The following is a 24,626-nucleotide window of genomic DNA, read 5'->3' as shown; positions in this document are numbered from 1 at the left end:
CCGGGTTAAAGTCGTCCTGTCTGCGCTCGTCTGACCTGGCAGATGATTAATTTTTGGGCTGTCGTGGGCCCAGACGCGTGGATTGCCCGATTTAATGGCGTTTGGGGGGGTGTTGGATTTGACACCGGCGGCCATGACACGTGTGAATTGACCTGGTGGGGTGTGACCCCCCGCTGACTAAAAGGATTGGACGACCTCATGGCGCGTGCCTCAGCCACATTCACCGCCCGGCTGACCGGGCTTGTTCGCGAAATTTATCCCGATCTGGATTGTGATATTCTGTCCAGTCAGATCGTCGAAGCGTTCTGGCCGGACAATGGCCATCGCCGCAAACGTGGGCGGCCGCCGTCAAACAACCTGTGGTCGGAACAAGATGCGGTGTTGATCACCTATGGCAATTCGATTGTCGACGGTGCGCACAAGCCGCTGGATCTTTTGCACGATTTCCTGTTGCGCAAGATGAAGGGCGTGGTGAACGGCGTGCATATTCTGCCGTTCTTTCCCTTCACCTCGGACGATGGATTTGCCGTGACCGACTATCGCGCCGTGAACCCGGAACTGGGCAGCTGGGCTGACATTCGCCGAATTGCCGAGAATTTCTATCTGATGTCCGATCTGGTGCTGAACCACGTGTCGTCACAAGGCCCGTGGTTCAATGCCTATCGTCAGGGACAAGAGCCCTATGACAAGTTCTTTTTCGAAGCTGACCCCGCAGAGGATGTGTCCCTGGTGGTCCGCCCCCGTACCACGCCGCTGCTTCAGGAGGTCGAGACATCGAACGGCAAGCGCCACGTATGGTGTACCTTTAGCCATGATCAGATTGACCTGGATTTTCGCAATCCGGAAGTCCTGCTGGAGATGCTGCGCATCATCCGGCTGCATATCGACAATGGGGTGCGGACCCTGCGGATGGATGCGGTGGCCTTTGTCTGGAAAGAGGCGGGCACCAATTGCATCCACCTGCCGCAGACCCATGCCATTGTTCAGCTGATGCGCCTGTTGTGCGACTATGCCTTGGAAACCGTGGTCTTGCTGACCGAAACCAATGTGCCACGAACCGAGAACCTTAGCTATTTCGGCAATCGCAACGAAGCACATGTCGTCTATAATTTTCCGCTGCCGCCGCTGATCCTGCACGCGATGCAATCAGGTTCAGCCCGGTATTTGCACCGCTGGCAAACCTCCATGCCCCCGGCGCAACTGGGCTGTGCTTACCTCAACTTCACCGCCAGCCACGATGGGATTGGCATGCGCCCGGCCGAAGGTGTGCTGCCACCCGAGGAAAAGGCGCGGATGATCGACACCGTGCGCGACATTGGCGGGCTTGTGTCGATGCGCACGCTGCCCGATGGCGGAGAGGAGCCTTACGAGCTGAACTGTAGCTTCTTTGAGGCCGTGGGCCAGACCTTTAAGGGCAAGGATACCCACCACATCGCCCGGTTCCTGTGTTCGCAGACAATCGTGATGTCGCTGGAGGGGATCCCGGCGTTTTACATTCATTCCATGCTGGCGACGCCCAATGATCATGAGGGCGTGGAGCGGCGTGGCATGAACCGGGCGATCAACCGTCATCGCTGGGATTACCCGACCCTGCTGGAACGGCTGGACGATCCGGACAGCACCCAGTCACAGGTTCTGGCGCAAATTTCGGCCCGGATGAAAATACGCGGGCGGCAATCGGCCTTTCACCCCAATGCGACACAGTTCACGCTGACGCTGGATGACCGGATTTTCGGATTGTGGCGGCAGAGCCTGGATCGGGCGCAGTCGATTTTTGCGCTGCACAATGTCAGCGACGAAGAGGTCCGCATCGCCCCATCTGCGGTGAACCTGATTGAGGGCGATCATTGGCTGGATCTTATGACCGGGGAAGAGATCCTTGCGGCGGGTGAGGACATCGTTTTTGCGCCATACCAATGCCGGTGGATTACCAACAGGGCGTAAATTCGCCTTGGCGTCCAGACCATTGGTAAGAGGCGGGGCCAGTCCCCCAGACCGCAGATAGGATGGGGGGCCAGCCCCCCAAACCGCAGATAGGATGGGGGGCCAGCCCCCCAAACCCCCCGAGATATTTTTGGTCAGATGAAAGGCGGGGGCCCGAGACCAACAGGTAGGGGCGCGATGCTAAAACTGGGTGGGGTTACTGTGCGGAAAATTCTGCCTCATCCGCGGCCACGGCGGCGCGCAGATCATTCAGGAATTGTGGTTCCGCGGCGTGCACCCGGTTCCATGTCGGGATGAACGGTGTTTCATGTGGGTTATCGAGAAAGATCTGGCCGGCGAGGATGATGTTTTCGGCAAACAGCTCAATCGACTTTTCCTCGCTATGGCGATCAAGGGCGAGGCCGTTCATTTTTGCGTCGTTGTAATATCCTTCCAGCAGGTCAAGCGCGGAGCGGTAATAGGTTGCTTTCAGCGTGCGGAACACATTTGGGGTGAACACGGTGCCGTCTGCGGCCAGTTTGCGGAAAATTGCCTTGCAGATGTCGGTCGACATACGTGACAGGCCTTTGCTGGCGTCCTCGGGTGAGAGCACCTGATGTTTGTGGTCATAGGCATCTGAAATCTCGACCTGACAGACCGATTTCGGCGCCAGATTGCGCCAGGCTTCGCTTAACGTGCCGATTTCCAGCCCCCAGTCTGACGGTATGCGCAGATCCGGCAGGATGGGCGTGCGCATGGCAAATTCACCCGAAAGCGGATAGCGGAACGATCGCAGGTAATCGAGGTAGTCGCGATCGCCGATGACCTTTTTCAAGGCAATGAGCAGCGGGCTGACCAGCAGGCGGGTGACCCGGCCATTCAGTTTTTCATCGCCGATTCTGGGATAATACCCCTTGGACATTTGATAGGGAAAGGAAGGGTTTGCCACCGGATAGACCAGACGCGCCAGCATTTCGCGTTCATAGGTCAGGATGTCACAATCATGGAGCGCCAGAACCGCGCTGTCGGCGCAGCCAATCAGATAGCCGATGGAGGTCCAGACGTTTTTGCCCTTGCCGGGTTCTTGTGGTGCCAGGCCGCGTTTTTCAAGCCGCGCGCCAAGCTCCAGCATCCGGGGGCTGTCGTTCCAGATCACCGTATGGGTTTGGGGCAGGGTGGCAAAAAACGCCCGCGCCTTGCGGTATTGTGCCTCGTCCGCGCGATCCAAGCCGATAATGATCCGGTGCAGGTAAGGCACGCGCGCCAGTTCTTCGAGGATATGCGGCAGCGCCTCGCCCTCTAGTTCTGAAAACAGGGACGGCAGGATCAGAGAAATTTTTCGCGTCTGGGCATAGGTCGTCAATTCATATTCGAGGTCGTCGAGACCGCGGGTGCGCAGATTGTGCAGGGTGGTGATATTGCCGTTCTGGTGAAAGTCAGCCATCGGGGGTCGCCTTTGCGATCTGGGAATGGGTCAGGGTATTTGTTGTAGATGCGCCAGAACAGCGACGTTCCAGCCGCTGGGGCCGGGCAGGACGCTGCGGCGAATACGGCCGCTCTCTTCGCCGGGCAGGGTGGGCAGCGGCTGGCCATGGGCATTTGCGATGATCACCCCGGCATCGGCTGTGTCCAGCATTTCGATGTCATTGGGGGCATCGCCAAGCGCCAGCGTCGCGCTGGGCCTGAAGCGCGTGATCAGGTTGGCCATTTGGCCGGCTTTGGTCTGGCCCAGTGAAAACGTCAGAAACCGACCGCCGCGCCGGGCGTGTAATCCGACCGTGGCGGCGGTGTCGAGGAATGCGTGCAATTCGGCGGGGGGGCCGGTCCAGATGCCCGGTTCGCTGAACGCACGTCGCCGGGCATTGGCCGCATTTTCGAGCGGCAATCCGGTGATTTCTGCGACCTCGGCGTCATTCATGTCGCCGAAGCCGCGAAAACAGGATGGCTTGCCGGGCAGTTGCGCCAACCGATCCCGGATGTCGCGGTAGATCTTGTCATCCGACCCGGCCGTTGCGCCGCTGTCCAAAAGTCCGGCGCCATTCTCGACAATTGCGGGCCAGGCCTCCAGCCCGAGTTCGGCGCGCAGCGGTGCGACCTCGGCTGCGGTTTTGCTGGTGGCCAGTGTCACACCGGCGCCAATGGATTTCAGGGCCTCCAGTGCCGGGAGTGCAGGCGCATAGGAATAGGTCGCATGGTCCAGCAAAGTGCCGTCGAGATCCGTGAAGACGAGCAGTGGGAGTGCATTGGTCATGACGTGAGACTAGGCAGGGATCGCCGCAGGTGCCACAGTTGACGTGCACAATGGCTGAGCATTTTTTGACGCATGCCTAATTTTTAGCCATCAAATTGGTGCGCGTCGGGCCAGCCTGAATGCCAACCTGGCAATTGCGGACCTTGAATTCCGCCGGGACCCCGCGTATCTGCACCTCTAACCTCTTCAAGGACGAAAACATGGCAATGACGAACCCCCTTCAGTTCATCCAGCAGGTGCGCGCCGAAGTCTCCAAGGTCGTCTGGCCGACCCGACGCGAAGTTTTGTTGACCACCGTGATGGTGTTCATCATGGCAACCCTGACCGCGATCTTTTTCGCGTTGGTCGATCTGGCGATCCGGGGCGGGCTTCAGGCTGTATTGGGCATGTTCGGCTAAGGGCCGGGTTGGGGCGTCGCCCCTTGAATTCGACATGTCGCGCGGGTAAAGACGCGTCATCCCAAGATGTCTGGCGCGTGGCGATTCGGCCCTCGCGCCGATTTTTTATTCCGGGATGTGATGCCGGGCGATGCCAAGGTGTTGAAGAATAACATATTTCGGTCACACAGACCAAGCAGGACGAAGGTGAGCGCCAGATGGCAAAACGGTGGTATTCGGTAAGCGTCCTCTCGAATTTCGAGAAGAAAATTGCCGAACAGATCAGAACGTCGGTGGAAGAGCATGGGCTTGAAGATCAGATCGAAGAGGTTCTGGTGCCCACCGAAGAGGTGATCGAGGTCCGTCGCGGCAAGAAGGTGACCACCGAACGTCGCTTTATGCCGGGCTATGTGCTGGTGCGGATGGAAATGTCGGATCAGGGCTATCACCTGATCAATTCGATCAACCGCGTCACCGGATTTCTGGGCCCCCAGGGGCGCCCGATGCCGATGCGCGATGCCGAAGTCGAAGCGATTCTTGGCCGGGTGGCCGAGGGCGAGGAAACGCCGCGCACCTTGATCCACTTTGAAGTGGGCGAAAAAGTTAAGGTCTCTGACGGTCCGTTCGAAGACTTCGACGGTCTTATCGAAGAGGTCGACGAAGACAACCAACGGCTCAAGGTTTCGGTGTCCATCTTTGGACGGGAAACACCGGTCGAACTGGAATTCACTCAGGTCGCCAAACAGATGTGAGTGCAGGTCGCGCAGTCAATGCGCACCTTGCGGGCCGCGAGGTCCGTTCGTTTGTGGGAGGCAAGGGCACGCGTGCCGGCGCCGCACCACGCAGTGTAAAGGTCGGAACGCGTTTCGGCATTTAGGGTGTGCATCTCTTCGCACGCCGATGAAAAAGGAGAGGCCAAATGGCCAAGAAGCTTGTAGGCAGCATGAAGCTGCAGGTGCCCGCAGGGCAGGCAAACCCGTCCCCCCCCGTCGGTCCGGCGCTGGGTCAGCGCGGCATCAACATCATGGAATTCTGTAAGGCTTTCAATGCCAAGACACAGGATATGGAGCCCGGCGCGCCGTGCCCGACCGTGATCACCTATTATCAGGACAAGTCCTTTACCATGGACATCAAGACGCCGCCGGCGTCCTACTACCTGAAAAAAGCTGCCAAGCTGAAATCCGGTGCAAAAACCCCGTCGCGCGAAGTTGTCGGCTCGGTGACCGTGAAGCAGGTGCGTGAGATTGCCGAGGCCAAGATGAAAGACCTCAGCGCGAACGACATCGAAGCCGCGATGAAGATCATCGTCGGTTCGGCGACCTCTATGGGCATCGAGGTGAAGTAAGATGGCAAAACTTGGAAAACGTACCCGCGCGGCACGCGATGCATTTGTTGGCAAAGACAATATCACCGTTGAAGAAGCGGTTGATCTGATCAAGGCCAGCGCCAATGCGAAATTCGACGAAACCGTTGAGATCGCTGTGAACCTTGGTGTTGACCCCCGTCATGCGGACCAAATGGTGCGCGGCGTGGTTGGTCTGCCGAACGGCACCGGCAAAAATGTGCGCGTGGCTGTGTTTGCCCGTGGTCCCAAGGCCGAAGAGGCCCAGGCCGCAGGCGCGGACATTGTTGGCGCAGAAGATCTGATGGAAATCGTTCAGGGCGGCAAGATCGACTTTGATCGTTGCATCGCGACACCTGACATGATGCCGGTTGTGGGTCGTCTGGGCAAGGTTCTTGGCCCCCGCAACCTGATGCCGAACCCCAAGGTTGGCACGGTGACCATGGATGTCGCGGACGCCGTCAAGGCGGCCAAAGGCGGCGAAGTTCAGTTCAAGGTCGAAAAAGCCGGCGTTGTGCACGCGGGTGTGGGCAAAGCCTCGTTTGATGCGGGCAAGCTGGCCGAAAACATTCGCGCCTTTGTCGGTGCCGTGGCCAAGGCCCGTCCCGCAGGCGCCAAGGGAACCTATATGAAGAAGATTTCGCTGTCTTCGACAATGGGCCCGGGTGTGACCGTTGCGGTGGATTCAGCACACGCTGAGTGAATTCTCGTAAAAATGTGATCGAAAAACGCGCCCTTGTGGCGCGTTTTTTTTTGACGGGAAGGTTTTCTTAGGAGATTTCGCGCAATTTGACTGTGAGTCGTCACCGCAGTCGAAAGGAACACCATGTTTCGAAATCTCATTTCCCTCCTTGTTCTGGCCGTGTTCTGCGCGGCATCCGCCGCCAGAGCTGACATAGCCAAGCCCGAGAGTGAGGTCATTTTAACGGTTTCGGGGGCCATCACCGCGACGAATTCGTCGGTTGGGGTGCAATTTGATCGGCCCATGCTGGAGGCGCTGGATTGGCGCCAGGTTGACACCTATACCTCCTTTACCTCTGGTCTGCAGCATTTCGCCGGGCCAACAGTGGCCTCTGTGCTGGAGGCAGTTGGCGCCGATGGCGAGACGTTGAGAGCGACGGCCATCAATGATTACGCCACGGAGTTTCCTCTGGATCTGGTGTTCAAGCATTCGGCGATCCTGGCGATGGATATTGATGGCAAACCCATGCGGATCCGCGACAAGGGGCCAATCTGGATCGTCTTTCCCTTGACCGAGGCTGAAGCCAAGGAAAAACCTTTCGACAATGAAATGGTTTGGCAGCTGGCCAAGCTTCATATTGGCCCCTGATAAGGAACGGGCGCGGTGTGGAATTCCCTCAAAGAAAATGGGCGGACACTCAGAGCGACTGTTGCGGTGGCCGCGATCGTCGCTTTGGCTGTTCTCTTTGTGGCCCAAAGGGGGGAAGTGAACCTGGCCAAGGAACGGGCCATGCAGGAGGTTTCGGCCAATTCCTGGAAGGTCAGCGAGCTTGTATTTGAATCACAGCGTCTTTCGCTGGCTTTGCGGCTGCAATCCACGGGCGAGGTGAAACGCACGGATGTGCAACGGCGCTTTGATCTTTTGTGGAGCCGGGTTGATGTGCTGGAGCAGACCAATGTCGGCGACACCCCCGAAATCAGGTCGCTCTTGCAGCGATACAGGGAATTTCTCGGTGAACGGGAGGAGGTCATATTTGACCGTCCAATAATTGCGCCGCGCGATTCCATTGTCATGGCGCGGGAGCTTACGGAATTATCCGGTGAGCTACGTGTGATCTGGATAGACACTTTCCAGGGGCGAGATTTCGCTGAAGTCACTTTGGGGATTGGTGCAAACGCCCGCTCGGTGAGAGTGCAGGCCTTGATTGTCGCCTTGATGGCCTTTCTGGTGCTTTATGTTATCGCCGAAATCATCTTTGCCGGGATCGCGCAGCGCCGCGAAAGGCAGCTCAGCCGCGCAGCCGCACAGGCCAATGAGGCCAAGACGCGGTTTCTGGCCAATGTCAGCCACGAAATTCGCACGCCTTTGAATGGTATTCTGGGCATGAACAGTGAATTGGCCGACTCGAATTTGAATCCGGATCAACGCGCCTGTGTGACTGTCATACGTCAATCCGGTGAATTGCTGTTGAATACGTTGAACGATGTTTTGGACCTGTCCAAGGTCGAGGCCGGCGCGATCGTGATCGAGAACCGGCAATTTGATATTGGTGAGGCGTTGAATACCGCGCAGGCGCTGTATCGGGGCGTGTCACGCGACAAAGGTTTGAGGTTTGAGGTCGAGATTTCGCCGGATATTCCACAGATGGTTGTGGGGGATGCCACGCGTTTGCGCCAAATCCTGCATAATTTGATTAGCAATGCGATCAAATTCACCGCCCATGGGACGGTGCGTCTGTCGGCAAAACTGGCACCGGAGGAGGGCAGAATCCAGTTCTCGGTCAAGGATACTGGCCCGGGGATTGCGATTGAGGCGCAAAAAACGATTTTTCAACCGTTTACCCAGGCTGATGCCAGCATCACACGCAAACATGGCGGAACCGGCCTTGGGTTGACGATTTCCGGCCAATTGGTCCGCGCCATGGGCAGCGAGCTTCGCGTCAACAGCATCCTTGGACACGGGGCAGAGTTCTGGTTTGATCTGCCGCTGCCAGCGGTGGCGCCAAAGACCCAAGCCACGACCAAGGACACCCCGACAGAGGTCAGCGACGGGGTGGTCAATCTGCGGGTTCTGGTGGTGGACGATAATTCCACCAATCGCATGATCTTGCGCAGGTTTCTGAAAAATACCGGCGGCCGCGTCGAAGAGGCCAATGATGGCGCCGAAGCGGTTACGGCAGTTACAGGTGGGGAATTCGATGTCATTTTGATGGATATCCAGATGCCCGTCATGGATGGGATAGAGGCGACAAAACGCATCCGCGAAATGGAAATTGCCAATGACCGCCCTCCAACGCATATCATTGCGGTCACCGCAAATGTGATGGAACATCAGGTGCAGGACTACCTCGGTCACGGGATGAACGATGTGATTGGCAAGCCGGTATCGAAAAAGGCCCTGATATCGCGGCTGGCTGATTTGGGCCCCGGCGACCGCCCCGAGGTGAATGCAGCCTGAATTCGGCACTTGCCATCCCATGGGGGGGCGGTCTTTCATTGTGCCAACTATTTGGGTATGTGCTGCAAGAAGTCAGATCTATGGCGAATTAGCCAATGTGACGGGACCAGCGCGATTGAACCCGCGCGGACAACCGCGGCACACCGATCCATCAGGCGGCGGACCTTAGGCGCTTGTTGATCTGATACGACCTTGCACCGACTGGCCCCCCGGCATGCGTCGGCCGAGTATCGCAAAGTTCATTCTTGCCCTTGGCATTTCCCGGCAAAACACCTATTCTACAGAGCGAGGGCACCCGCGTGATTCGCAGGCGCCCTTATTTCGTCCGAGACGGTGGGTCGGCCAGTGCCGATAATTCCTGCCCGAGACGGGAAGAGACATACGCTCCCGGGATGTGTTCCGGGCTCTCGTTTGTGACGACCCGTACGGACTGCGTTGTCAGGCATTTGTCTGGCAGAACTGAGCCGGAGGGGTCCCCCTCCAACTAATGGAGTGAAACTGTGGATAGAGCCCAGAAAGAGAAATTGGTCGAGGAACTCGGCCAGATCTTCGAAAGCTCTGGCGTCGTAGTGGTTGCCCACTACGAAGGTCTCACGGTTGCCGAGATGCAAGACCTCCGCGCGCGTGCTCGCGACGCGGGTGGCGCTGTGCGTGTCGCCAAAAACAGGCTCGCCAAGATCGCCCTGGATGGGAAGCCCTGCGCAAGCATTGCTGACTTTCTGACGGGTATGACCGTGCTCACCTATTCCGAAGACCCTGTGGCAGCAGCCAAAGTGGTCGAGGACTTTGCCAAAGAGAACAAGAAGTTCGAAATCCTTGGCGGGGCAATGGGTGAAACTGCACTGGACCGGGCCGGTGTCGAAGCCGTGTCGAAAATGCCGTCGCGCGAAGAGCTTATCTCTTCGATCGTTGGTTGTATCGGCGCACCTGCTTCGAACATTGCCGGGGCCATTGGCGCACCAGCTTCGAATATCGCCTCCATCCTCTCGACTATCGAGGAACGGGCAGAAGCGGCGTAAGGCAAACCAAGAGACTTTCGTGGGGTTGAAACTCACACGTTGGAACACATCTAGATACGGAAAGAGTCAAAAATGGCTGATCTGAAAAAACTGGCAGAAGACATCGTTGGTCTGACCCTGCTGGAAGCACAAGAACTGAAAACCATCCTCAAAGACGAATACGGCATCGAGCCCGCAGCTGGCGGCGCAGTGATGATGGCCGGCCCTGCCGATGGCGCGGGCGCGGCTGCTGCTGAAGAGCAGACCGAATTCGACGTGATCCTGAAAGCTGCAGGCGACAAAAAGATCAACGTGATCAAAGAAGTCCGCGGCATCACCGGTCTTGGCCTGAAAGAAGCCAAAGAGCTGGTCGAAGCGGGTGGCAAAGCCGTCAAGGAACAAGTGTCCAAAGACGAAGCCGAAGAGATCAAGAAGAAGCTCGAAGCAGCTGGTGCTGAAGTCGAACTGAAGTGATCTCTGTCCCGATGGGGCTGTGGTCATCCCGGACATGTTCCGGGATCTCATGCTCCTGAGGGAGAGCGACAGAACGAGGCAGGGCCGGGGATTCCCCGGGCCCTGCCGATCCCGTCTTGGCAAGCCCCATCCGAATGGGGTTTTCCAAGACACGGGTCAAAGGATCGGGAGGCAGTCGGTGGGACGGCGGCCAGGCATGGATCCGACCATTGTCGTCTCTGATGGCGGCGTCGCTGTAGCCCGACAGCGGACGCAACCGTTGAGAAATGTGAAAGGTGACATCTGTCATGGCGCAAAGCTTCCTAGGCCAGAAACGTCTTCGTCGGTATTACGGCAAAATCCGTGAAGTGCTGGAAATGCCGAACCTTATCGAGGTTCAGAAATCTTCTTACGACTTGTTCCTGAAGTCCGGCGATCAGCTGACGCCGATGGATGGTGAAGGTATCAAAGGCGTTTTCCAGTCGGTTTTCCCGATCAAGGATTTCAACGAGACTGCCGTTCTCGAATTCGTCGATTACGCGTTGGAAAAGCCGAAATTCGATGTTGAGGAATGTCAGCAGCGCGACCTGACCTACAGCGCACCTCTCAAGGTGACGTTGCGTCTGATCGTGTTTGATATCGACGAAGATACCGGCGCCAAATCCGTTAAGGACATCAAGGAGCAGGACGTGTTCATGGGCGATATGCCCCTGATGACGCCAAATGGTACCTTTGTTGTCAACGGCACCGAACGTGTGATCGTGTCCCAGATGCACCGTTCGCCGGGCGTGTTCTTTGACCATGACAAGGGCAAGACCCACTCGTCGGGCAAGCTTCTGTTCGCCTGCCGCATCATTCCCTATCGCGGGTCCTGGCTGGATTTCGAATTCGACGCCAAGGACATCGTATTCGCCCGGATCGACCGTCGCCGCAAATTGCCGGTGACAACCCTGCTGTATTCGCTGGGTCTCGATCAAGAGGCGATCATGGACGCCTATTACAACACCGTGACCTACACCCTGCGCCGGGGTGAGGGCTGGGTCACCAAGTTCTTCCCGGAACGTGCGCGCGGAACCCGTCCGACGCATGACCTGGTGGATGCCGCCACGGGCGAGATCATTGCCGAAGCTGGCAAGAAAGTGACGCCGCGGGCGGTCAAGAAACTGATCGACGAAGCCAAGGTCACCGATCTTCTGGTGCCGTTCGAACAGATCGCCGGCAAATTCGTGTCCAAGGACATCATCAACGAAGAAACCGGCGCGATTTACGTCGAAGCCGGGGATGAGCTGACCTGGGAACTCGACAAGGACGGCGATGTCACAGGTGGCACGCTGAAAGATCTGGTGGACGCGGGCATCACCGAGATCCCGGTTCTGGACATCGACAACATCACCGTCGGCGCCTACATGCGCAACACCATGGCGATGGACAAGAACATGAACCGCGACACCGCGCTCATGGACATCTATCGTGTGATGCGCCCGGGCGAGCCGCCCACCGTCGAAGCCGCTTCGGCGCTGTTCGATACCCTGTTCTTTGACAGCGAACGGTATGACCTGTCGGCGGTTGGCCGCGTGAAGATGAACATGCGCCTTGCGCTTGACAAGGAAGACACCCAGCGGACGCTGGATCGGGACGACATCGTTCAATGTATCAAGGCATTGGTCGATCTGCGCGACGGTCGTGGCGACATCGACGACATTGACCACCTCGGCAACCGCCGGGTGCGCTCGGTCGGCGAATTGATGGAAAACCAGTACCGTGTTGGCCTGCTTCGTATGGAGCGCGCGATCAAGGAACGGATGTCCAGCGTCGAAATCGACACTGTGATGCCGCAGGATCTGATCAACGCCAAACCGGCCGCGGCCGCCGTGCGCGAATTCTTTGGCTCCAGCCAGCTGTCGCAGTTCATGGACCAAACCAACCCGCTGTCGGAAGTCACCCACAAACGCCGTCTTTCGGCGCTTGGACCGGGTGGTCTGACGCGTGAACGTGCGGGCTTTGAGGTGCGCGACGTGCACCCGACCCACTATGGCCGGATGTGTCCGATTGAAACGCCGGAAGGCCCGAACATTGGTCTGATCAACTCGCTGGCGACTTTTGCCCGGGTGAACAAATACGGCTTCATCGAAACACCGTACCGGATCGTCAAGGACGGCACTGTTACCGACGAAGTGCACTACATGTCCGCGACTGAGGAAATGCGCCACACCGTTGCGCAGGCGAACGCCAACCTCGACGAGAACATGAAATTCGTCAATGATCTGGTGTCGACCCGGAAATCCGGTGACTACACCCTGTCGCCGAACGAAAACGTCGACCTGATCGACGTGTCGCCGAAACAGCTGGTGTCGGTTGCGGCCTCGCTCATTCCGTTCCTGGAAAACGACGACGCCAACCGGGCCTTGATGGGTTCGAACATGCAACGTCAGGCGGTTCCGACCCTGCGCTCCGAAGCGCCGCTGGTCGGCACCGGCATCGAAGAGGTTGTGGCCCGTGACTCTGGCGCGGCCGTGATGGCGAAACGCGGCGGGATCATCGACCAGGTCGATGCCCAGCGGATCGTGATCCGGGCGACCGATAATCTTGAGGTCGGCGACCCCGGCGTTGATATTTATCGCATGCGCAAGTTCCAGCGGTCGAACCAGAACACCTGTATCAACCAGCAACCGCTGGTGAAGGTGGGCCAGGAAGTGTCGCAAGGCGAGGTTATCGCTGACGGTCCGTCCACCGATATGGGCGAACTGGCCCTGGGTAAAAACGTGATCGTCGCGTTTATGCCCTGGAATGGCTACAACTACGAAGACTCGATCCTGATTTCCGAACGCATTGCGCGTGATGACGTCTTTACCTCGGTGCATATCGAGGAATTCGAAGTCGCCGCACGTGACACGAAGCTTGGACCAGAAGAGATCACCCGCGATATTCCCAACGTCGGTGAAGAAGCGCTGCGCAACCTCGACGAGGCGGGCATCGTGTACATCGGTGCCGACGTCGAACCGGGCGATATCCTTGTGGGCAAGATCACACCAAAAGGCGAAAGCCCGATGACGCCAGAGGAAAAACTCCTCCGCGCCATCTTTGGCGAGAAAGCGTCGGATGTGCGTGACACATCGCTGCGGGTAAAACCGGGTGACTTTGGTACAGTTGTCGAAGTGCGGGTGTTCAACCGTCACGGCGTCGAAAAAGACGAACGTGCGTTGCAGATCGAGCGCGAGGAAATCGAACGTTTGTCGCGCGACCGCGACGACGAGTTGGCCATCCTTGACCGCAACATCTATGCCCGTCTCAGCAGCCTGATCATGGGCAAGACTGCGGTCAAAGGTCCGCGTGGCATTCGCCCGAACTCGGAAATTACCGAGGAACTGCTGGGCAGCATGAGCCGCGGCCAATGGTGGCAACTGGCGCTTGGCGAAGAAGAAGACGCCAAGATCATGGAAGCGCTGAACGAGCAATACGAAGCGCAGAAACGTCAGCTTGACGCGCGGTTCGAAGACAAGGTCGAAAAAGTCCGCCGTGGCGACGATCTGCCGCCGGGCGTGATGAAAATGGTCAAAGTGTTCATCGCGGTGAAGCGCAAGCTGCAACCGGGTGACAAAATGGCCGGTCGTCACGGCAACAAAGGTGTGATTTCGCGCGTTGTTCCGATGGAAGACATGCCGTTCCTTGCCGATGGCACGCCGGTTGATTTCTGTCTGAACCCGCTGGGTGTTCCGTCGCGGATGAACGTTGGTCAGATTCTGGAAACCCACATGGGTTGGGCCGCACGCGGTCTGGGGATCAAGGTTGACGATGCATTGGGTGAATATCGCCGTTCCGGTGATCTGACCCCGGTCCGGGATGCGATGCGCGGTGCTTATGGCGATGATGTCTATGAAGAAGGCATTGCCGGAATGAGCGAAGAGCAGCTGTTGGAATCTGCGGGCAATGTGCGCCGCGGTGTTCCGATTGCGACGCCGGTGTTTGACGGTGCGAAAGAGGGCGACGTGAACGACGCGCTCGTGCGGGCTGGCTTCTCTGAATCGGGTCAATCGGTGCTGTTTGATGGCCGGACCGGTGAACAGTTTGCCCGTCCGGTGACCGTGGGTGTCAAATACCTGCTGAAGCTGCACCACCTTGTCGATGACAAGATCCACGCGCGTTCGACTGGACCATACTCGCTTGTGACCCAGCAGCCGTTGGGCGGTAAGGCACAGTTCGGTGGACAGCGTTTCGGGGAAATGGAGGTCTGGGCGCTTGAAGCTTACGGTGCCGCCTATACCCTGCAGGAAATGTTGACCGTGAAATCGGATGACGTTGCTGGCCGGACCAAGGTCTATGAATCGATCGTCAAAGGCGAAGACAACTTTGAGGCGGGCGTTCCAGAGAGCTTTAACGTCCTTGTCAAAGAAGTCCGCGGCCTTGGCCTGAACATGGAACTCCTGGATGCGGAGGAAGACGAGTAGTCAGTGCGCCCTCAGGGCACACCCTACGTTGGGTGCGCATTCGTTGCGCACCGCCACTCCCCCGCACCCTCCTTCAATGAGGAAATCGAATGAACCAGGAACTGACCAACAACCCGTTTAACCCCGTTGCCCCGGTGAAAACCTTTGATGAGATCAAGGTCTCGTTGGCGTCGCCGGAACGGATTCTGTCGTGGTCCTATGGCGAGATCAAGAAGCCGGAAACCATCAACTATCGGACCTTCAAGCCCGAGCGTGATGGCCTGTTCTGTGCGCGTATCTTTGGCCCGATCAAAGATTACGAATGTCTCTGCGGCAAATACAAACGCATGAAATATCGCGGCGTTGTCTGCGAAAAATGTGGTGTCGAAGTCACGCTGCAAAAGGTCCGCCGCGAACGCATGGGCCACATCGAACTGGCCGCGCCCTGCGCCCATATCTGGTTCCTCAAATCGTTGCCGTCGCGCATCGGTCTGATGCTGGACATGACGCTGCGCGATCTGGAACGCGTGCTCTATTTCGAAAACTACGTCGTGATCGAACCGGGCCTTACCGACCTCACCTATGGTCAGATGATGACCGAAGAAGAGTTCATGGATGCCCAGGATGCCTATGGCATGGACGCCTTCACCGCCAATATCGGTGCCGAAGCGATCCGCGAAATGCTGGCCAATATCGACCTCGAAAACGAGGCCGACACTCTGCGTGCGGACCTGAAAGAAGCCACAGGTGAGCTGAAGCCCAAGAAGATCATCAAACGTCTGAAAGTGGTTGAAAGCTTCCTTGAATCCGGCAACCGCCCGGAATGGATGGTCATGACCGTGATCCCGGTGATCCCGCCAGAGCTGCGCCCGCTGGTGCCGCTGGATGGGGGGCGTTTTGCGACGTCGGATCTTAACGATCTGTATCGTCGTGTGATCAACCGGAACAACCGTCTGAAACGTTTGATCGAATTGCGTGCGCCCGACATCATCGTGCGGAACGAAAAGCGGATGTTGCAGGAATCTGTTGATGCGCTGTTCGACAACGGCCGTCGCGGTCGAGTGATCACCGGTGCCAACAAGCGCCCGCTGAAATCGCTCAGCGACATGCTGAAAGGCAAACAGGGTCGTTTCCGTCAAAACCTTTTGGGGAAACGCGTCGACTTCTCCGGTCGTTCGGTGATTGTGACCGGCCCGGAATTGAAGCTGCACCAATGTGGTCTGCCGAAAAAGATGGCGCTGGAGCTGTTCAAACCGTTTATTTACAGCCGGTTGGAGGCCAAGGGCCTGTCGTCGACTGTGAAGCAGGCGAAAAAGCTGGTGGAAAAGGAACGTCCCGAAGTTTGGGATATTCTGGATGAGGTGATCCGCGAACACCCCGTCATGCTGAACCGCGCGCCGACATTGCACCGTTTGGGCATTCAGGCGTTCGAACCCACGCTGATCGAAGGCAAGGCAATCCAGCTTCACCCGCTGGTCTGTTCGGCCTTCAACGCTGACTTTGACGGCGACCAGATGGCGGTTCACGTGCCGCTGTCGCTTGAAGCCCAGCTTGAAGCGCGCGTTCTGATGATGTCGACCAACAACGTTCTGTCGCCCGCCAACGGCGCGCCGATCATCGTTCCTTCGCAGGATATGATTTTGGGCATTTATTACGTCACCATCCAACGTGACGGCATGAAGGGCGAAGGTATGTCGTTCTCTTCCATCGAAGAGGTCGAACATGCTCTGAACGCAGGCGAAGTGCATCTGCACTCGCGGATTACCGCGCGGGTCAAACAGATCGACGAAAACGGTCTGGAAATCATGAAACGGTATGAAACCACGCCGGGCCGTCTGCGGCTTGGTTCGCTTCTGCCGTTGAATGCCAAAGCGCCGTTCGATCTGGTCAACAACCTTCTGCGCAAGAAAGACGTGCAAAAGGTGATTGATACCGTTTACCGGTATTGCGGCCAGAAAGAGAGCGTCATCTTCTGTGACCAGATCATGACCATGGGTTTCCGCGAGGCGTTCAAAGCCGGGATTTCCTTTGGCAAGGATGACATGGTCATTCCTGACACCAAATGGCCCATCGTCGAAGAAACCCGCGATCAGGTGAAGGATTTCGAACAACAGTACATGGACGGCCTGATCACTCAGGGCGAAAAGTACAACAAAGTTGTCGATGCCTGGTCGAAGTGTAACGACAAAGTCACCGAAGCGATGATGAACACCATCTCGGCGGAACGTCATGCCGAGGATGGTTCGGTCATGGAGCCGAACTCGGTCTACATGATGGCCCACTCCGGTGCGCGTGGCTCGGTCACCCAGATGAAACAGCTGGGCGGGATGCGTGGCCTTATGGCCAAGCCGAACGGCGACATCATCGAAACGCCGATCATCTCGAACTTTAAAGAAGGTTTGACCGTTCTCGAGTACTTCAACTCGACCCACGGTGCCCGTAAGGGTCTGTCGGATACGGCTTTGAAAACGGCGAACTCGGGCTATCTGACCCGTCGTCTGGTGGATGTGGCACAGGATTGTATCGTGCGTGCACGGGACTGTGGCACCGACCGGGCGATCACGGCAGAGGCTGCGGTCAATGACGGTGAGGTTGTGTCGTCGCTGGGCGAACGTATTCTGGGCCGGGTTGCAGCCGATGACGTGCTGAAGCCGGGGTCGGACGACGTGATCTGCAAGGCAGGCACTTTGATCGACGAACGCATGGCGGACACGATCGAAGAGTCGGCTGTACAGAAAATGCGCATCCGCAGCCCGCTGACCTGTGAGGCCGAGGAAGGCGTCTGTGCAATGTGCTATGGCCGTGACCTGGCGCGCGGCACCATGGTGAACTCTGGCGAGGCCGTGGGTATCATCGCGGCGCAGTCGATTGGGGAACCGGGTACACAGCTGACAATGCGGACCTTCCACATTGGCGGCGTTGCGCAGGGTGGCCAACAGTCGTTCCAAGAGGCCGGCACCGAAGGTATCGTGGCATTCGAAGCTGCGAACACCTTGCAGAACTCCATGGACGAGACCCTTGTGATGGGTCGGAACATGAAGCTGGTCATCAATGACGAACACGGCGCAGAGCGCGCCAGCTTCAAGCTGGGTTACGGCACCAAGCTGTTCGTCAAAGAGGGCGACACAGTGGGCCGGGGTGACAAACTCTATGAGTGGGATCCCTATACACTGCCGATCATCGCAGAGAAGGACGGTATGGCCCGTCACGTCGACCTGGTGAACGGTGTGGCCGTGCGTGAGGAAACCGATGACGCGACCGGTATGACCCAGAAGATCGTGGTCGACTGGCGTGCGGCGCCCAAAGGCAATGAGCTGAAGCCGGAAATCATTCTGGTCGACAGTGATGGCGAACCGGTCCGGAACGAGGCTGGCAACCCGATCACCTATCCGATGTCGGTTGACGCCATTTTGTCGGTGGATGACGGTGTCGATGTCAAAGCCGGTGACGTTGTGGCGCGTATCCCGCGCGAAGGTGCCAAGACCAAGGACATCACCGGTGGTCTGCCGCGTGTGGCCGAATTGTTCGAAGCACGTCGTCCCAAGGATCACGCGATCATCGCCGAAATCGACGGTTACGTGCGCTTTGGCAAAGACTACAAGAACAAGCGCCGTATCGCGATTGACCCTGCTGACGACAACCTGGAACCGGTTGAATACATGGTGCCCAAGGGCAAGCACATTCCGGTTCAGGAAGGTGACTTCGTCCAGAAGGGCGACTACATCATGGACGGCAACCCGGCACCGCACGACATCCTCGCCATCATGGGGATCGAGGCGCTGGCGAACTACATGATTGACGAAGTTCAGGACGTCTATCGTCTGCAAGGTGTGAAGATCAACGACAAGCATGTCGAAGTGATCGTGCGCCAGATGTTGCAGAAGTGGGAAATCCAGGACAGCGGCGATACCACGCTTCTCAAGGGCGAACATGTGGACAAGGCCGAATTTGATGCAGCGAATGAAAAAGCGCTGTCCAAAGGCGGACGCGAGGCCCAGGGCGAGCCGATCCTTCTGGGGATCACCAAGGCGAGCTTGCAGACCCGGTCGTTTATCTCGGCAGCGTCGTTCCAGGAAACCACCCGCGTTCTCACCGAGGCTTCGGTGCAGGGCAAGAAAGACAAGCTGGTGGGCCTGAAAGAGAACGTCATTGTGGGTCGCCTGATCCCGGCGGGCACTGGTGGGGCAACCCAGCAGATGCGTCGTGTCGCGCAGGACCGTGACAATGTGGTTGTCGAAGCACGTCGTATCGAAGCCGAGGCCGCAGCAGCACTGGCCGCGCCGACGGAAGACGTTGTTGTCAATGATCCGTTCAGCCAGCCGATTGTCGAAGAAGACAGCCGCAGCTAAGGCCGATCGTCCAATTTATGAATTGACCCCGTCCGCAGTAATGCGGGCGGGGTTTTTCGTTGTGGAACACCGCGACTGCGCGGCAGGGGATTGTCTCTTCCGGTCGAGAGGTCCAAGGATCGGCACAGAGCAGGAAATTATTGGGAACGACAGAGTAGGGCAGGGGGCAGGATGCAGGACAATATACGCGGCGCGCTCTTGATGATGGGGGCCATGGCCGGATTTACCTTCAATGATGCCATGGTAAAGCTGACCGACGGCGCGGTCCCATTGTTTCAACTGGTGTTCATGCGGGGGGTGTTGGCCAGCCTGTTCCTGGTCTTTCTCGCCCGTCACCTTGGGGCGTTTCGGTTCCGTCTGCCACGGCGGGATTGGGTGTTGATCGCGCTGCGATCCGCATCAGAGGTCGGCGCGACCGTGTTCTTTCTGGCGGCGCTGTTCCAGATGCCATTGGCCAATGTCACCGCTGTGCTGCAAATCCTGCCGCTGAGCGTGGCCCTGGGGGCGGCGCTGTTCCTGGGCGAGCCTGTGGGCTGGCGGCGCTGGTTGGCCATCGCCGTGGGATTCTTTGGCATGGTGTTGATCCTGCGCCCCGGTCCCGACGGGTTCAGTACGGCAACGATTTTCGCGCTGGTTGCAGTAGGGTGTTCGACCTTCCGCGATTTGGTCACACGGCGCATTTCCGCCGCCGTGCCGTCCATCCTGGTGTCGCTATGCGGGGCGGTATCGGTGATGGCCTTTGCCGGTCTGGCCAGCATCCCCGCCGGGTGGCAGCCCGTTGCGCCGCAAAACGCCCTTTTGATCGTGGCCGCAGCCGGGCTTATCCTGGTGGCCTATCTCTGTAGCGTCATGGTGATGCGGGTAGGCGAGATCGCCTTTACCGCGCCGTTTCGCTATACTGGTCTGATCTGGGCGCTGATCCTGGGTTACGTGATCTGGGGGGACTGGCCGACGCCGCTGACCCTGATCGGGGCGGCGATTGTCGTGTCCATGGGGATATTCACCCTATTGCGCAGCGCCCGCCCGGGCAGAAAAGATCTCGCGAACCCGATCCGATGAGATGCCAAAGGTCTGTTGGAAATAGACCTCGCCCTCGGCGTCCAGTTTCTTGAGTTTGACCTTGGTGACGTTTTTGCCCTGACGGCTGTCGTTGTGGTCGTTATGGCCGCGGACAAACATATCTTCGTGGGTAAAGGTCACGGTCGGCATGAAGCGGTTCAGCCGGTTGTGGCCGAAATTCATGATCGTGTGGCGCGCCCAGGGTTTGACCGCCATCGCCAGCGCAACCCCCCAATAGGGCGTCACGTTTTCCTCGGCATGGACGCCATCGGCATCGGGGCGGGCAATGAAGCCACGGTTGAAGTCAAAGCCGACAAGCCGGTGATCGCGCAGCAATGCGCCACAGTCGTCCGCAGCTTCGCGCAGGCGCTGTATGAAGGTCACAGCCACCGCATCATCATCGTCGTGACGGAATTGCAGACAGGGCTGGCCCAGGTCGCTGCGGACATCGTTGATGATCTGCGCCATCACCGGGCGGTGTTCGCGCGGTGGATGTGCAACAATCCGGGCCTGAGGAAAATCAGCCACCAGATCGCGGAGCCGGTCGGCATAGACCTTGGGCAATTGATCGCCCACCACAATCACAAAGGTAAAATCACCGTCGGTCTGGGCCTTGAGCCCGGGCAGGGTGATTGCCTCGAAGTGGCGAAACCGCTCTTCCATCCGGTCGGGCGCATAGAGATAGGCGATGCGATCTTCGATTGTGTCATGTTCGACCTGAAAACCGCCAAGACCGGGGTAAGAGAACCGGCACAAACCAATGACCTGCATTGTCTTTTCTGATGCTCCTATCCCCGCGAAAGATGGTACAAGCCTTGCACTGGCACCGGCTTGTTTGCAAGCGGTTCACCGGCGGCGGCCCAGGATGGCGGGTGCTGTTGACAAGGGGTGCGACTCCGCCTATACGCCACCCTCATCTCGGCAATGGGCCTGTCCCGCCGTCGACATCATATTGAAGTGGTCAAGATCCGGGCACCTATAGCTCCGATCCTCTGATAACAAACCGCGTCGTAGACCTCGGAATGGCTGCGATCGCGGGTTTTGCGCTTGTGTACGCCTCTTACGGGGTTGGCAAGCGCCACGATCCTAAACCGCATGGGGTGCGCCTCGTGCACCTTGAATGAGAGCGAAACCGGGGAAGATACCTCTATGCCAACGATCCAACAGCTGATCCGCAAGCCGCGGCAGCCCAAAGTCAAACGGTCCAAGTCCCAGCACTTGGAACAATGCCCGCAGAAACGCGGCGTCTGCACACGCGTCTACACCACCACACCGAAAAAGCCGAACTCGGCGATGCGGAAAGTGGCCAAGGTGCGTCTGACCAACGGCTTCGAAGTCATCAGCTACATCCCCGGTGAAAGCCACAACCTCCAGGAGCACTCTGTTGTGCTGATCCGTGGTGGTCGTGTAAAAGACCTTCCCGGTGTGCGTTACCACATCCTGCGCGGTGTTCTGGATACCCAGGGCGTCAAAGATCGTAAGCAACGCCGTTCGAAGTACGGCGCGAAGCGTCCTAAGTAAGGGGAACAGGATATGTCACGTCGTCACGCCGCTGAAAAACGCGAAGTCCTGCCCGACGCCAAATATGGTGACCGGGTTCTGACAAAATTCATGAACAACCTGATGATCGACGGCAAAAAGTCGGTCGCAGAAAAAATCGTCTACAATGCGCTTGATCGCATTGAAGGCAAGGTAAAGCGCGCGCCGGTGGAATTGTTCCACGAAGCGCTCGACAACATCAAACCGTCGGTCGAAGTACGTTCGCGTCGGGTTGGTGGTGCAACCTACCAGGTTCCCGTTGAAGTGCGCCCCGAGCGCCGTGAAGCGCTTGCCATCCGTTGGTTGATCAACGCCTCGCGCTCGCGCAACGAAAACACGATGGAAGAACGCCTCGCCGGCGAGCTTTTGGACGCTGTTAATTCCCGTGGTTCTGCTGTTAAGAAGCGCGAAGACACCCACAAGATGGCCGACGCGAACAAAGCGTTCAGCCATTACCGCTGGTAATTCTTTAGAGGCTAATACCCATGGCACGCGAATATCCGCTCGATCGTTATCGTAACTTCGGCATCATGGCCCACATCGACGCAGGTAAAACCACCTGCTCGGAACGGATTCTGTTCTATACTGGCAAATCCCACAACATCGGTGAGGTGCACGATGGTGCGGCTACGATGGACTGGATGGAGCAGGAGCAGGAACGCGGGATCACCATTACCTCGGCTGCGACCACCACATTCTGGGAACGCACCGAGGACGGCGCTACGGCAGACTCCGAAAAGCACCGGATGAACATCATCGACACCCCCGGCCACGTTGACTTCACCATTGAAGTTGAACGTTCGCTGGCGGTTCTCGATGGGGCCATCTGTGTGCTTGACGCCAACGCTGGCGTCGAACCCCAGACCGAAACCGTGTGGCGTCAGGCTGACCGCTACAAGGTTCCGCGGATGGTGTTCGTCAACAAAATGGACAAAATCGGCGCAGACTTCTTCAACTGCGTTGAAATGATCGAAGACCGTACCGGCGCCAAAGCCGTGCCGGTTGGCATTCCGATCGGTGCCGAAACTGAGCTGGAAGGCCTGATTGATCTGGTCACCATGGAAGAATGGCTGTGGCAGGGTGAAGACCTTGGCGCCAGCTGGATCAAAGCACCGATTCGCGACAGCCTGAAAGACATGGCTGACGAATGGCGCGGCAAAATGATCGAAGCGGCCGTCGAAATGGACGACGACGCGATGGAAAACTACCTGATGGACGGCGCAGAGCCGGACGTCAAAACCCTGCGCGCCCTGCTGCGCAAGGGGACTTTGGCGCTGGCATTCGTGCCGGTTCTGGGTGGTTCGGCCTTCAAAAACAAAGGTGTTCAGCCGCTGTTGAACGCTGTGATCGACTATCTGCCCAGCCCGCTGGACGTTGTTGATTACATGGGCTTCAAACCCGGCGACGAAGAAGAAGTCCGCAACATCCCGCGTCGTGCCGACGACAACATGGCCTTCTCGGGCCTGGCGTTCAAAATCATGAACGACCCGTTTGTTGGCTCGCTGACCTTTGTGCGTGTGTATTCCGGTACACTCTCCAAAGGCGACTCGATGCTGAACTCGACCAAGGGCAACAACGAACGTGTTGGCCGGATGATGATGATGCACTCGAACAACCGTGATGAAATCAGCGAAGCTTTCGCTGGCGACATCATCGCGCTTGGCGGTCTGAAGAACACCACAACCGGTGACACCCTGTGTGACAAATCCGATCCGGTGGTTCTGGAAACGATGACCTTCCCCGATCCTGTGATCGAGATTGCCGTCGAACCCAAAACCAAGGGCGACCAAGAGAAGATGTCGACCGGCCTTGCGCGTCTGGCGGCAGAAGATCCGTCGTTCCGCGTCGAAACCGACATCGAATCCGGTCAGACCATCATGAAGGGCATGGGCGAACTTCACCTCGATATTCTGGTGGACCGTCTCAAGCGTGAATTCAAGGTTGAGGCCAACATCGGTGCGCCGCAGGTGGCATATCGTGAAACCATCGGTCACGAAGTCGAGCATACCTACACCCACAAGAAACAATCGGGTGGTTCGGGTCAGTTCGCCGAGGTGAAAATGGTCATCACACCAACAGAGCCGGGCGAAGGCTATTCCTTCGAATCGAAAATTGTTGGTGGTGCCGTTCCCAAGGAATACATCCCCGGTGTTGAAAAAGGCATCAAATCGGTCATGGACAGCGGTCCGCTTGCGGGCTTCCCTGTGATCGACTTCAAAGTTGCCTTGATCGACGGTAAGTTCCACGACGTTGACTCGAGCGTTCTGGCCTTTGAAATCGCAGCTCGTATGGGCATGCGTGAAGGTATGCGGAAAGCTGGCGCCAAACTGTTGGAACCGATCATGAAGGTCGAAGTTGTGACACCCGAGGATTACACCGGTGGCATCATCGGCGATTTGACCTCGCGTCGTGGCCAGGTGACCGGCCAGGAACCGCGCGGCAACGCTGTTGCGATCAACGCAATGGTGCCTCTGGCGAACATGTTCGGCTACATCAACACCCTGCGGTCCATGTCCTCGGGCCGGGCGCAGTTTACGATGCAGTTTGACCATTACGATCCTGTGCCGCAGAACATCTCGGACGAGATTCAGTCGAAGTACGCATAATAGCCGGGTGGCGGGGTTAGCTCCGCCCTACCCACCACCGTAGGGTGGGGCGCGTCCCCACCATCCGACCAGAAGACAAAAGGAGCCACTACCATGGCAAAGGAAAAGTTTGAGCGTTCCAAACCGCATTGCAACATCGGCACGATTGGCCATGTTGACCACGGCA

18 protein-coding genes and 1 pseudogene are annotated in these 24,626 nt (G+C 57.8%); 16 read left to right on the top strand and 3 right to left on the bottom strand.

Translation table 11 applies throughout. The annotated features are described in order from the left end of the window. Positions 1–198 precede the first annotated feature (198 nt). The gene (locus Q4577_RS21635; RefSeq protein WP_303472587.1) at positions 199–1,944 is read left to right on the top strand and encodes a sugar phosphorylase; all 1,746 of its coding nucleotides are present in this window, start codon (positions 199–201) and stop codon (positions 1,942–1,944) included. 196 nt (positions 1,945–2,140) lie between these two features. Here Q4577_RS21635 and Q4577_RS21630 read toward each other — a convergent pair whose 3' ends face one another. Both Q4577_RS21630 and Q4577_RS21625 read right to left on the bottom strand, forming a co-directional pair. Then, positions 2,141–3,367 (bottom strand): glycosyl transferase, encoded by a 1,227-nt coding sequence (locus Q4577_RS21630; RefSeq protein ID WP_303472589.1) that lies wholly within the window; start codon positions 3,365–3,367, stop codon positions 2,141–2,143. A 30-nt stretch (positions 3,368–3,397) separates the two neighbouring features. Further along, positions 3,398–4,174, bottom strand: coding sequence for a mannosyl-3-phosphoglycerate phosphatase (locus Q4577_RS21625; protein ID WP_303472591.1), 777 nt, complete (start codon positions 4,172–4,174; stop codon positions 3,398–3,400). Between the two features lie 200 nt (positions 4,175–4,374). Between Q4577_RS21625 and secE the strand changes: the two genes are divergently transcribed. The 11 genes from secE (at position 4,375) to Q4577_RS21570 (ending at position 20,315) form a co-directional block, all read left to right on the top strand. Further along, positions 4,375–4,572, top strand: a complete 198-nt coding sequence (secE, locus tag Q4577_RS21620; RefSeq protein WP_244688471.1) for a preprotein translocase subunit SecE — start codon at positions 4,375–4,377, stop codon at positions 4,570–4,572. 197 nt (positions 4,573–4,769) lie between these two features. Next, positions 4,770–5,303, top strand: coding sequence for a transcription termination/antitermination protein NusG (gene nusG / locus Q4577_RS21615; protein WP_244688473.1), 534 nt, complete (start codon positions 4,770–4,772; stop codon positions 5,301–5,303). Positions 5,304–5,470: 167 nt separating this feature from the next. Next, positions 5,471–5,896, top strand: coding sequence for a 50S ribosomal protein L11 (gene rplK / locus Q4577_RS21610; RefSeq protein ID WP_244688475.1), 426 nt, complete (start codon positions 5,471–5,473; stop codon positions 5,894–5,896). Position 5,897: 1 nt separating this feature from the next. Continuing rightward, the gene (rplA, locus tag Q4577_RS21605) at positions 5,898–6,596 is read left to right on the top strand and encodes a 50S ribosomal protein L1 (RefSeq protein WP_303472593.1); all 699 of its coding nucleotides are present in this window, start codon (positions 5,898–5,900) and stop codon (positions 6,594–6,596) included. Between the two features lie 123 nt (positions 6,597–6,719). Next, positions 6,720–7,223, top strand: coding sequence for an oxidoreductase (locus Q4577_RS21600; protein ID WP_244688480.1), 504 nt, complete (start codon positions 6,720–6,722; stop codon positions 7,221–7,223). Between the two features lie 141 nt (positions 7,224–7,364). Continuing rightward, positions 7,365–9,032 (top strand): ATP-binding protein, encoded by a 1,668-nt coding sequence (locus Q4577_RS21595; protein WP_303472595.1) that lies wholly within the window; start codon positions 7,365–7,367, stop codon positions 9,030–9,032. A 500-nt stretch (positions 9,033–9,532) separates the two neighbouring features. Then, entirely contained in the window at positions 9,533–10,051 is a 519-nt protein-coding gene (rplJ, locus tag Q4577_RS21590) for a 50S ribosomal protein L10 (RefSeq protein ID WP_244688486.1), read from the top strand. A gap of 72 nt (positions 10,052–10,123) precedes the next feature. Then, positions 10,124–10,504 (top strand): 50S ribosomal protein L7/L12, encoded by a 381-nt coding sequence (rplL, locus tag Q4577_RS21585; RefSeq protein WP_303472598.1) that lies wholly within the window; start codon positions 10,124–10,126, stop codon positions 10,502–10,504. Between the two features lie 287 nt (positions 10,505–10,791). Continuing rightward, positions 10,792–14,928, top strand: coding sequence for a DNA-directed RNA polymerase subunit beta (gene rpoB / locus Q4577_RS21580; RefSeq protein WP_303472600.1), 4,137 nt, complete (start codon positions 10,792–10,794; stop codon positions 14,926–14,928). Between the two features lie 89 nt (positions 14,929–15,017). Next, positions 15,018–19,256, top strand: a complete 4,239-nt coding sequence (gene rpoC, locus Q4577_RS21575; protein WP_303472602.1) for a DNA-directed RNA polymerase subunit beta' — start codon at positions 15,018–15,020, stop codon at positions 19,254–19,256. Between the two features lie 171 nt (positions 19,257–19,427). After that, positions 19,428–20,315 (top strand): DMT family transporter, encoded by an 888-nt coding sequence (locus Q4577_RS21570; RefSeq protein WP_303472604.1) that lies wholly within the window; start codon positions 19,428–19,430, stop codon positions 20,313–20,315. Here the strand turns inward: Q4577_RS21570 and Q4577_RS21565 are convergent. Continuing rightward, on the bottom strand, positions 20,262–21,086 hold the full coding sequence (locus Q4577_RS21565) for a putative rhamnosyl transferase (RefSeq protein WP_303472606.1): 825 nt from the start codon (positions 21,084–21,086) through the stop codon (positions 20,262–20,264). The genes Q4577_RS21570 and Q4577_RS21565 overlap by 54 nt on opposite strands. A gap of 378 nt (positions 21,087–21,464) precedes the next feature. Between Q4577_RS21565 and rpsL the strand changes: the two genes are divergently transcribed. From rpsL to Q4577_RS21545, 4 genes and pseudogenes are all read left to right on the top strand, one after another. Further along, positions 21,465–21,836: a 30S ribosomal protein S12 gene (gene rpsL, locus Q4577_RS21560; RefSeq protein WP_008883423.1), complete on the top strand. Its 372-nt coding sequence runs from the start codon at positions 21,465–21,467 to the stop codon at positions 21,834–21,836. Positions 21,837–21,848: 12 nt separating this feature from the next. After that, positions 21,849–22,319, top strand: a complete 471-nt coding sequence (gene rpsG, locus Q4577_RS21555) for a 30S ribosomal protein S7 (protein ID WP_244688497.1) — start codon at positions 21,849–21,851, stop codon at positions 22,317–22,319. Positions 22,320–22,339: 20 nt separating this feature from the next. Beyond that, positions 22,340–24,460 carry an elongation factor G gene (gene fusA, locus Q4577_RS21550; protein WP_303472613.1) on the top strand — a complete coding sequence of 707 codons (2,121 nt, stop codon included), beginning with the start codon at positions 22,340–22,342 and terminating at the stop codon, positions 24,458–24,460. Between the two features lie 93 nt (positions 24,461–24,553). Continuing rightward, positions 24,554–24,626, top strand: a pseudogene (locus Q4577_RS21545) (elongation factor Tu); the annotation flags it as partial.

Origin of the sequence: Marinovum sp. 2_MG-2023, assembly GCF_030548265.1 — a bacterium.
Lineage (GTDB): Bacteria > Pseudomonadota > Alphaproteobacteria > Rhodobacterales > Rhodobacteraceae > Marinovum.
The sequence above is the reverse complement of the archived record's forward strand: the minus strand, read 5'-3'. Positions and strand labels throughout refer to the sequence as shown.

Excerpts from the sequence above, each read along its gene's own strand:
- Q4577_RS21595 (WP_303472595.1), top strand. The coding sequence starts at position 7,365 with ATGCAGGAGGTTTCGGCCAATTCCTGGAAGGTCAGCGAGCTTGTATTT.
- fusA (WP_303472613.1), top strand. The coding sequence starts at position 22,340 with ATGGCACGCGAATATCCGCTCGATCGTTATCGTAACTTCGGCATCATG.
- rplK (WP_244688475.1), top strand. The coding sequence starts at position 5,471 with ATGGCCAAGAAGCTTGTAGGCAGCATGAAGCTGCAGGTGCCCGCAGGG.
- secE (WP_244688471.1), top strand. The coding sequence starts at position 4,375 with ATGGCAATGACGAACCCCCTTCAGTTCATCCAGCAGGTGCGCGCCGAA.
- rpoC (WP_303472602.1), top strand. The coding sequence starts at position 15,018 with ATGAACCAGGAACTGACCAACAACCCGTTTAACCCCGTTGCCCCGGTG.
- rplA (WP_303472593.1), top strand. The coding sequence starts at position 5,898 with ATGGCAAAACTTGGAAAACGTACCCGCGCGGCACGCGATGCATTTGTT.
- rplL (WP_303472598.1), top strand. The coding sequence starts at position 10,124 with ATGGCTGATCTGAAAAAACTGGCAGAAGACATCGTTGGTCTGACCCTG.
- nusG (WP_244688473.1), top strand. The coding sequence starts at position 4,770 with ATGGCAAAACGGTGGTATTCGGTAAGCGTCCTCTCGAATTTCGAGAAG.
- Q4577_RS21630 (WP_303472589.1), bottom strand. The coding sequence starts at position 3,367 with ATGGCTGACTTTCACCAGAACGGCAATATCACCACCCTGCACAATCTG.
- Q4577_RS21565 (WP_303472606.1), bottom strand. The coding sequence starts at position 21,086 with ATGCAGGTCATTGGTTTGTGCCGGTTCTCTTACCCCGGTCTTGGCGGT.
- Q4577_RS21625 (WP_303472591.1), bottom strand. The coding sequence starts at position 4,174 with ATGACCAATGCACTCCCACTGCTCGTCTTCACGGATCTCGACGGCACT.
- rpsL (WP_008883423.1), top strand. The coding sequence starts at position 21,465 with ATGCCAACGATCCAACAGCTGATCCGCAAGCCGCGGCAGCCCAAAGTC.
- rpoB (WP_303472600.1), top strand. The coding sequence starts at position 10,792 with ATGGCGCAAAGCTTCCTAGGCCAGAAACGTCTTCGTCGGTATTACGGC.
- Q4577_RS21570 (WP_303472604.1), top strand. The coding sequence starts at position 19,428 with ATGCAGGACAATATACGCGGCGCGCTCTTGATGATGGGGGCCATGGCC.
- rpsG (WP_244688497.1), top strand. The coding sequence starts at position 21,849 with ATGTCACGTCGTCACGCCGCTGAAAAACGCGAAGTCCTGCCCGACGCC.
- Q4577_RS21635 (WP_303472587.1), top strand. The coding sequence starts at position 199 with ATGGCGCGTGCCTCAGCCACATTCACCGCCCGGCTGACCGGGCTTGTT.
- Q4577_RS21600 (WP_244688480.1), top strand. The coding sequence starts at position 6,720 with ATGTTTCGAAATCTCATTTCCCTCCTTGTTCTGGCCGTGTTCTGCGCG.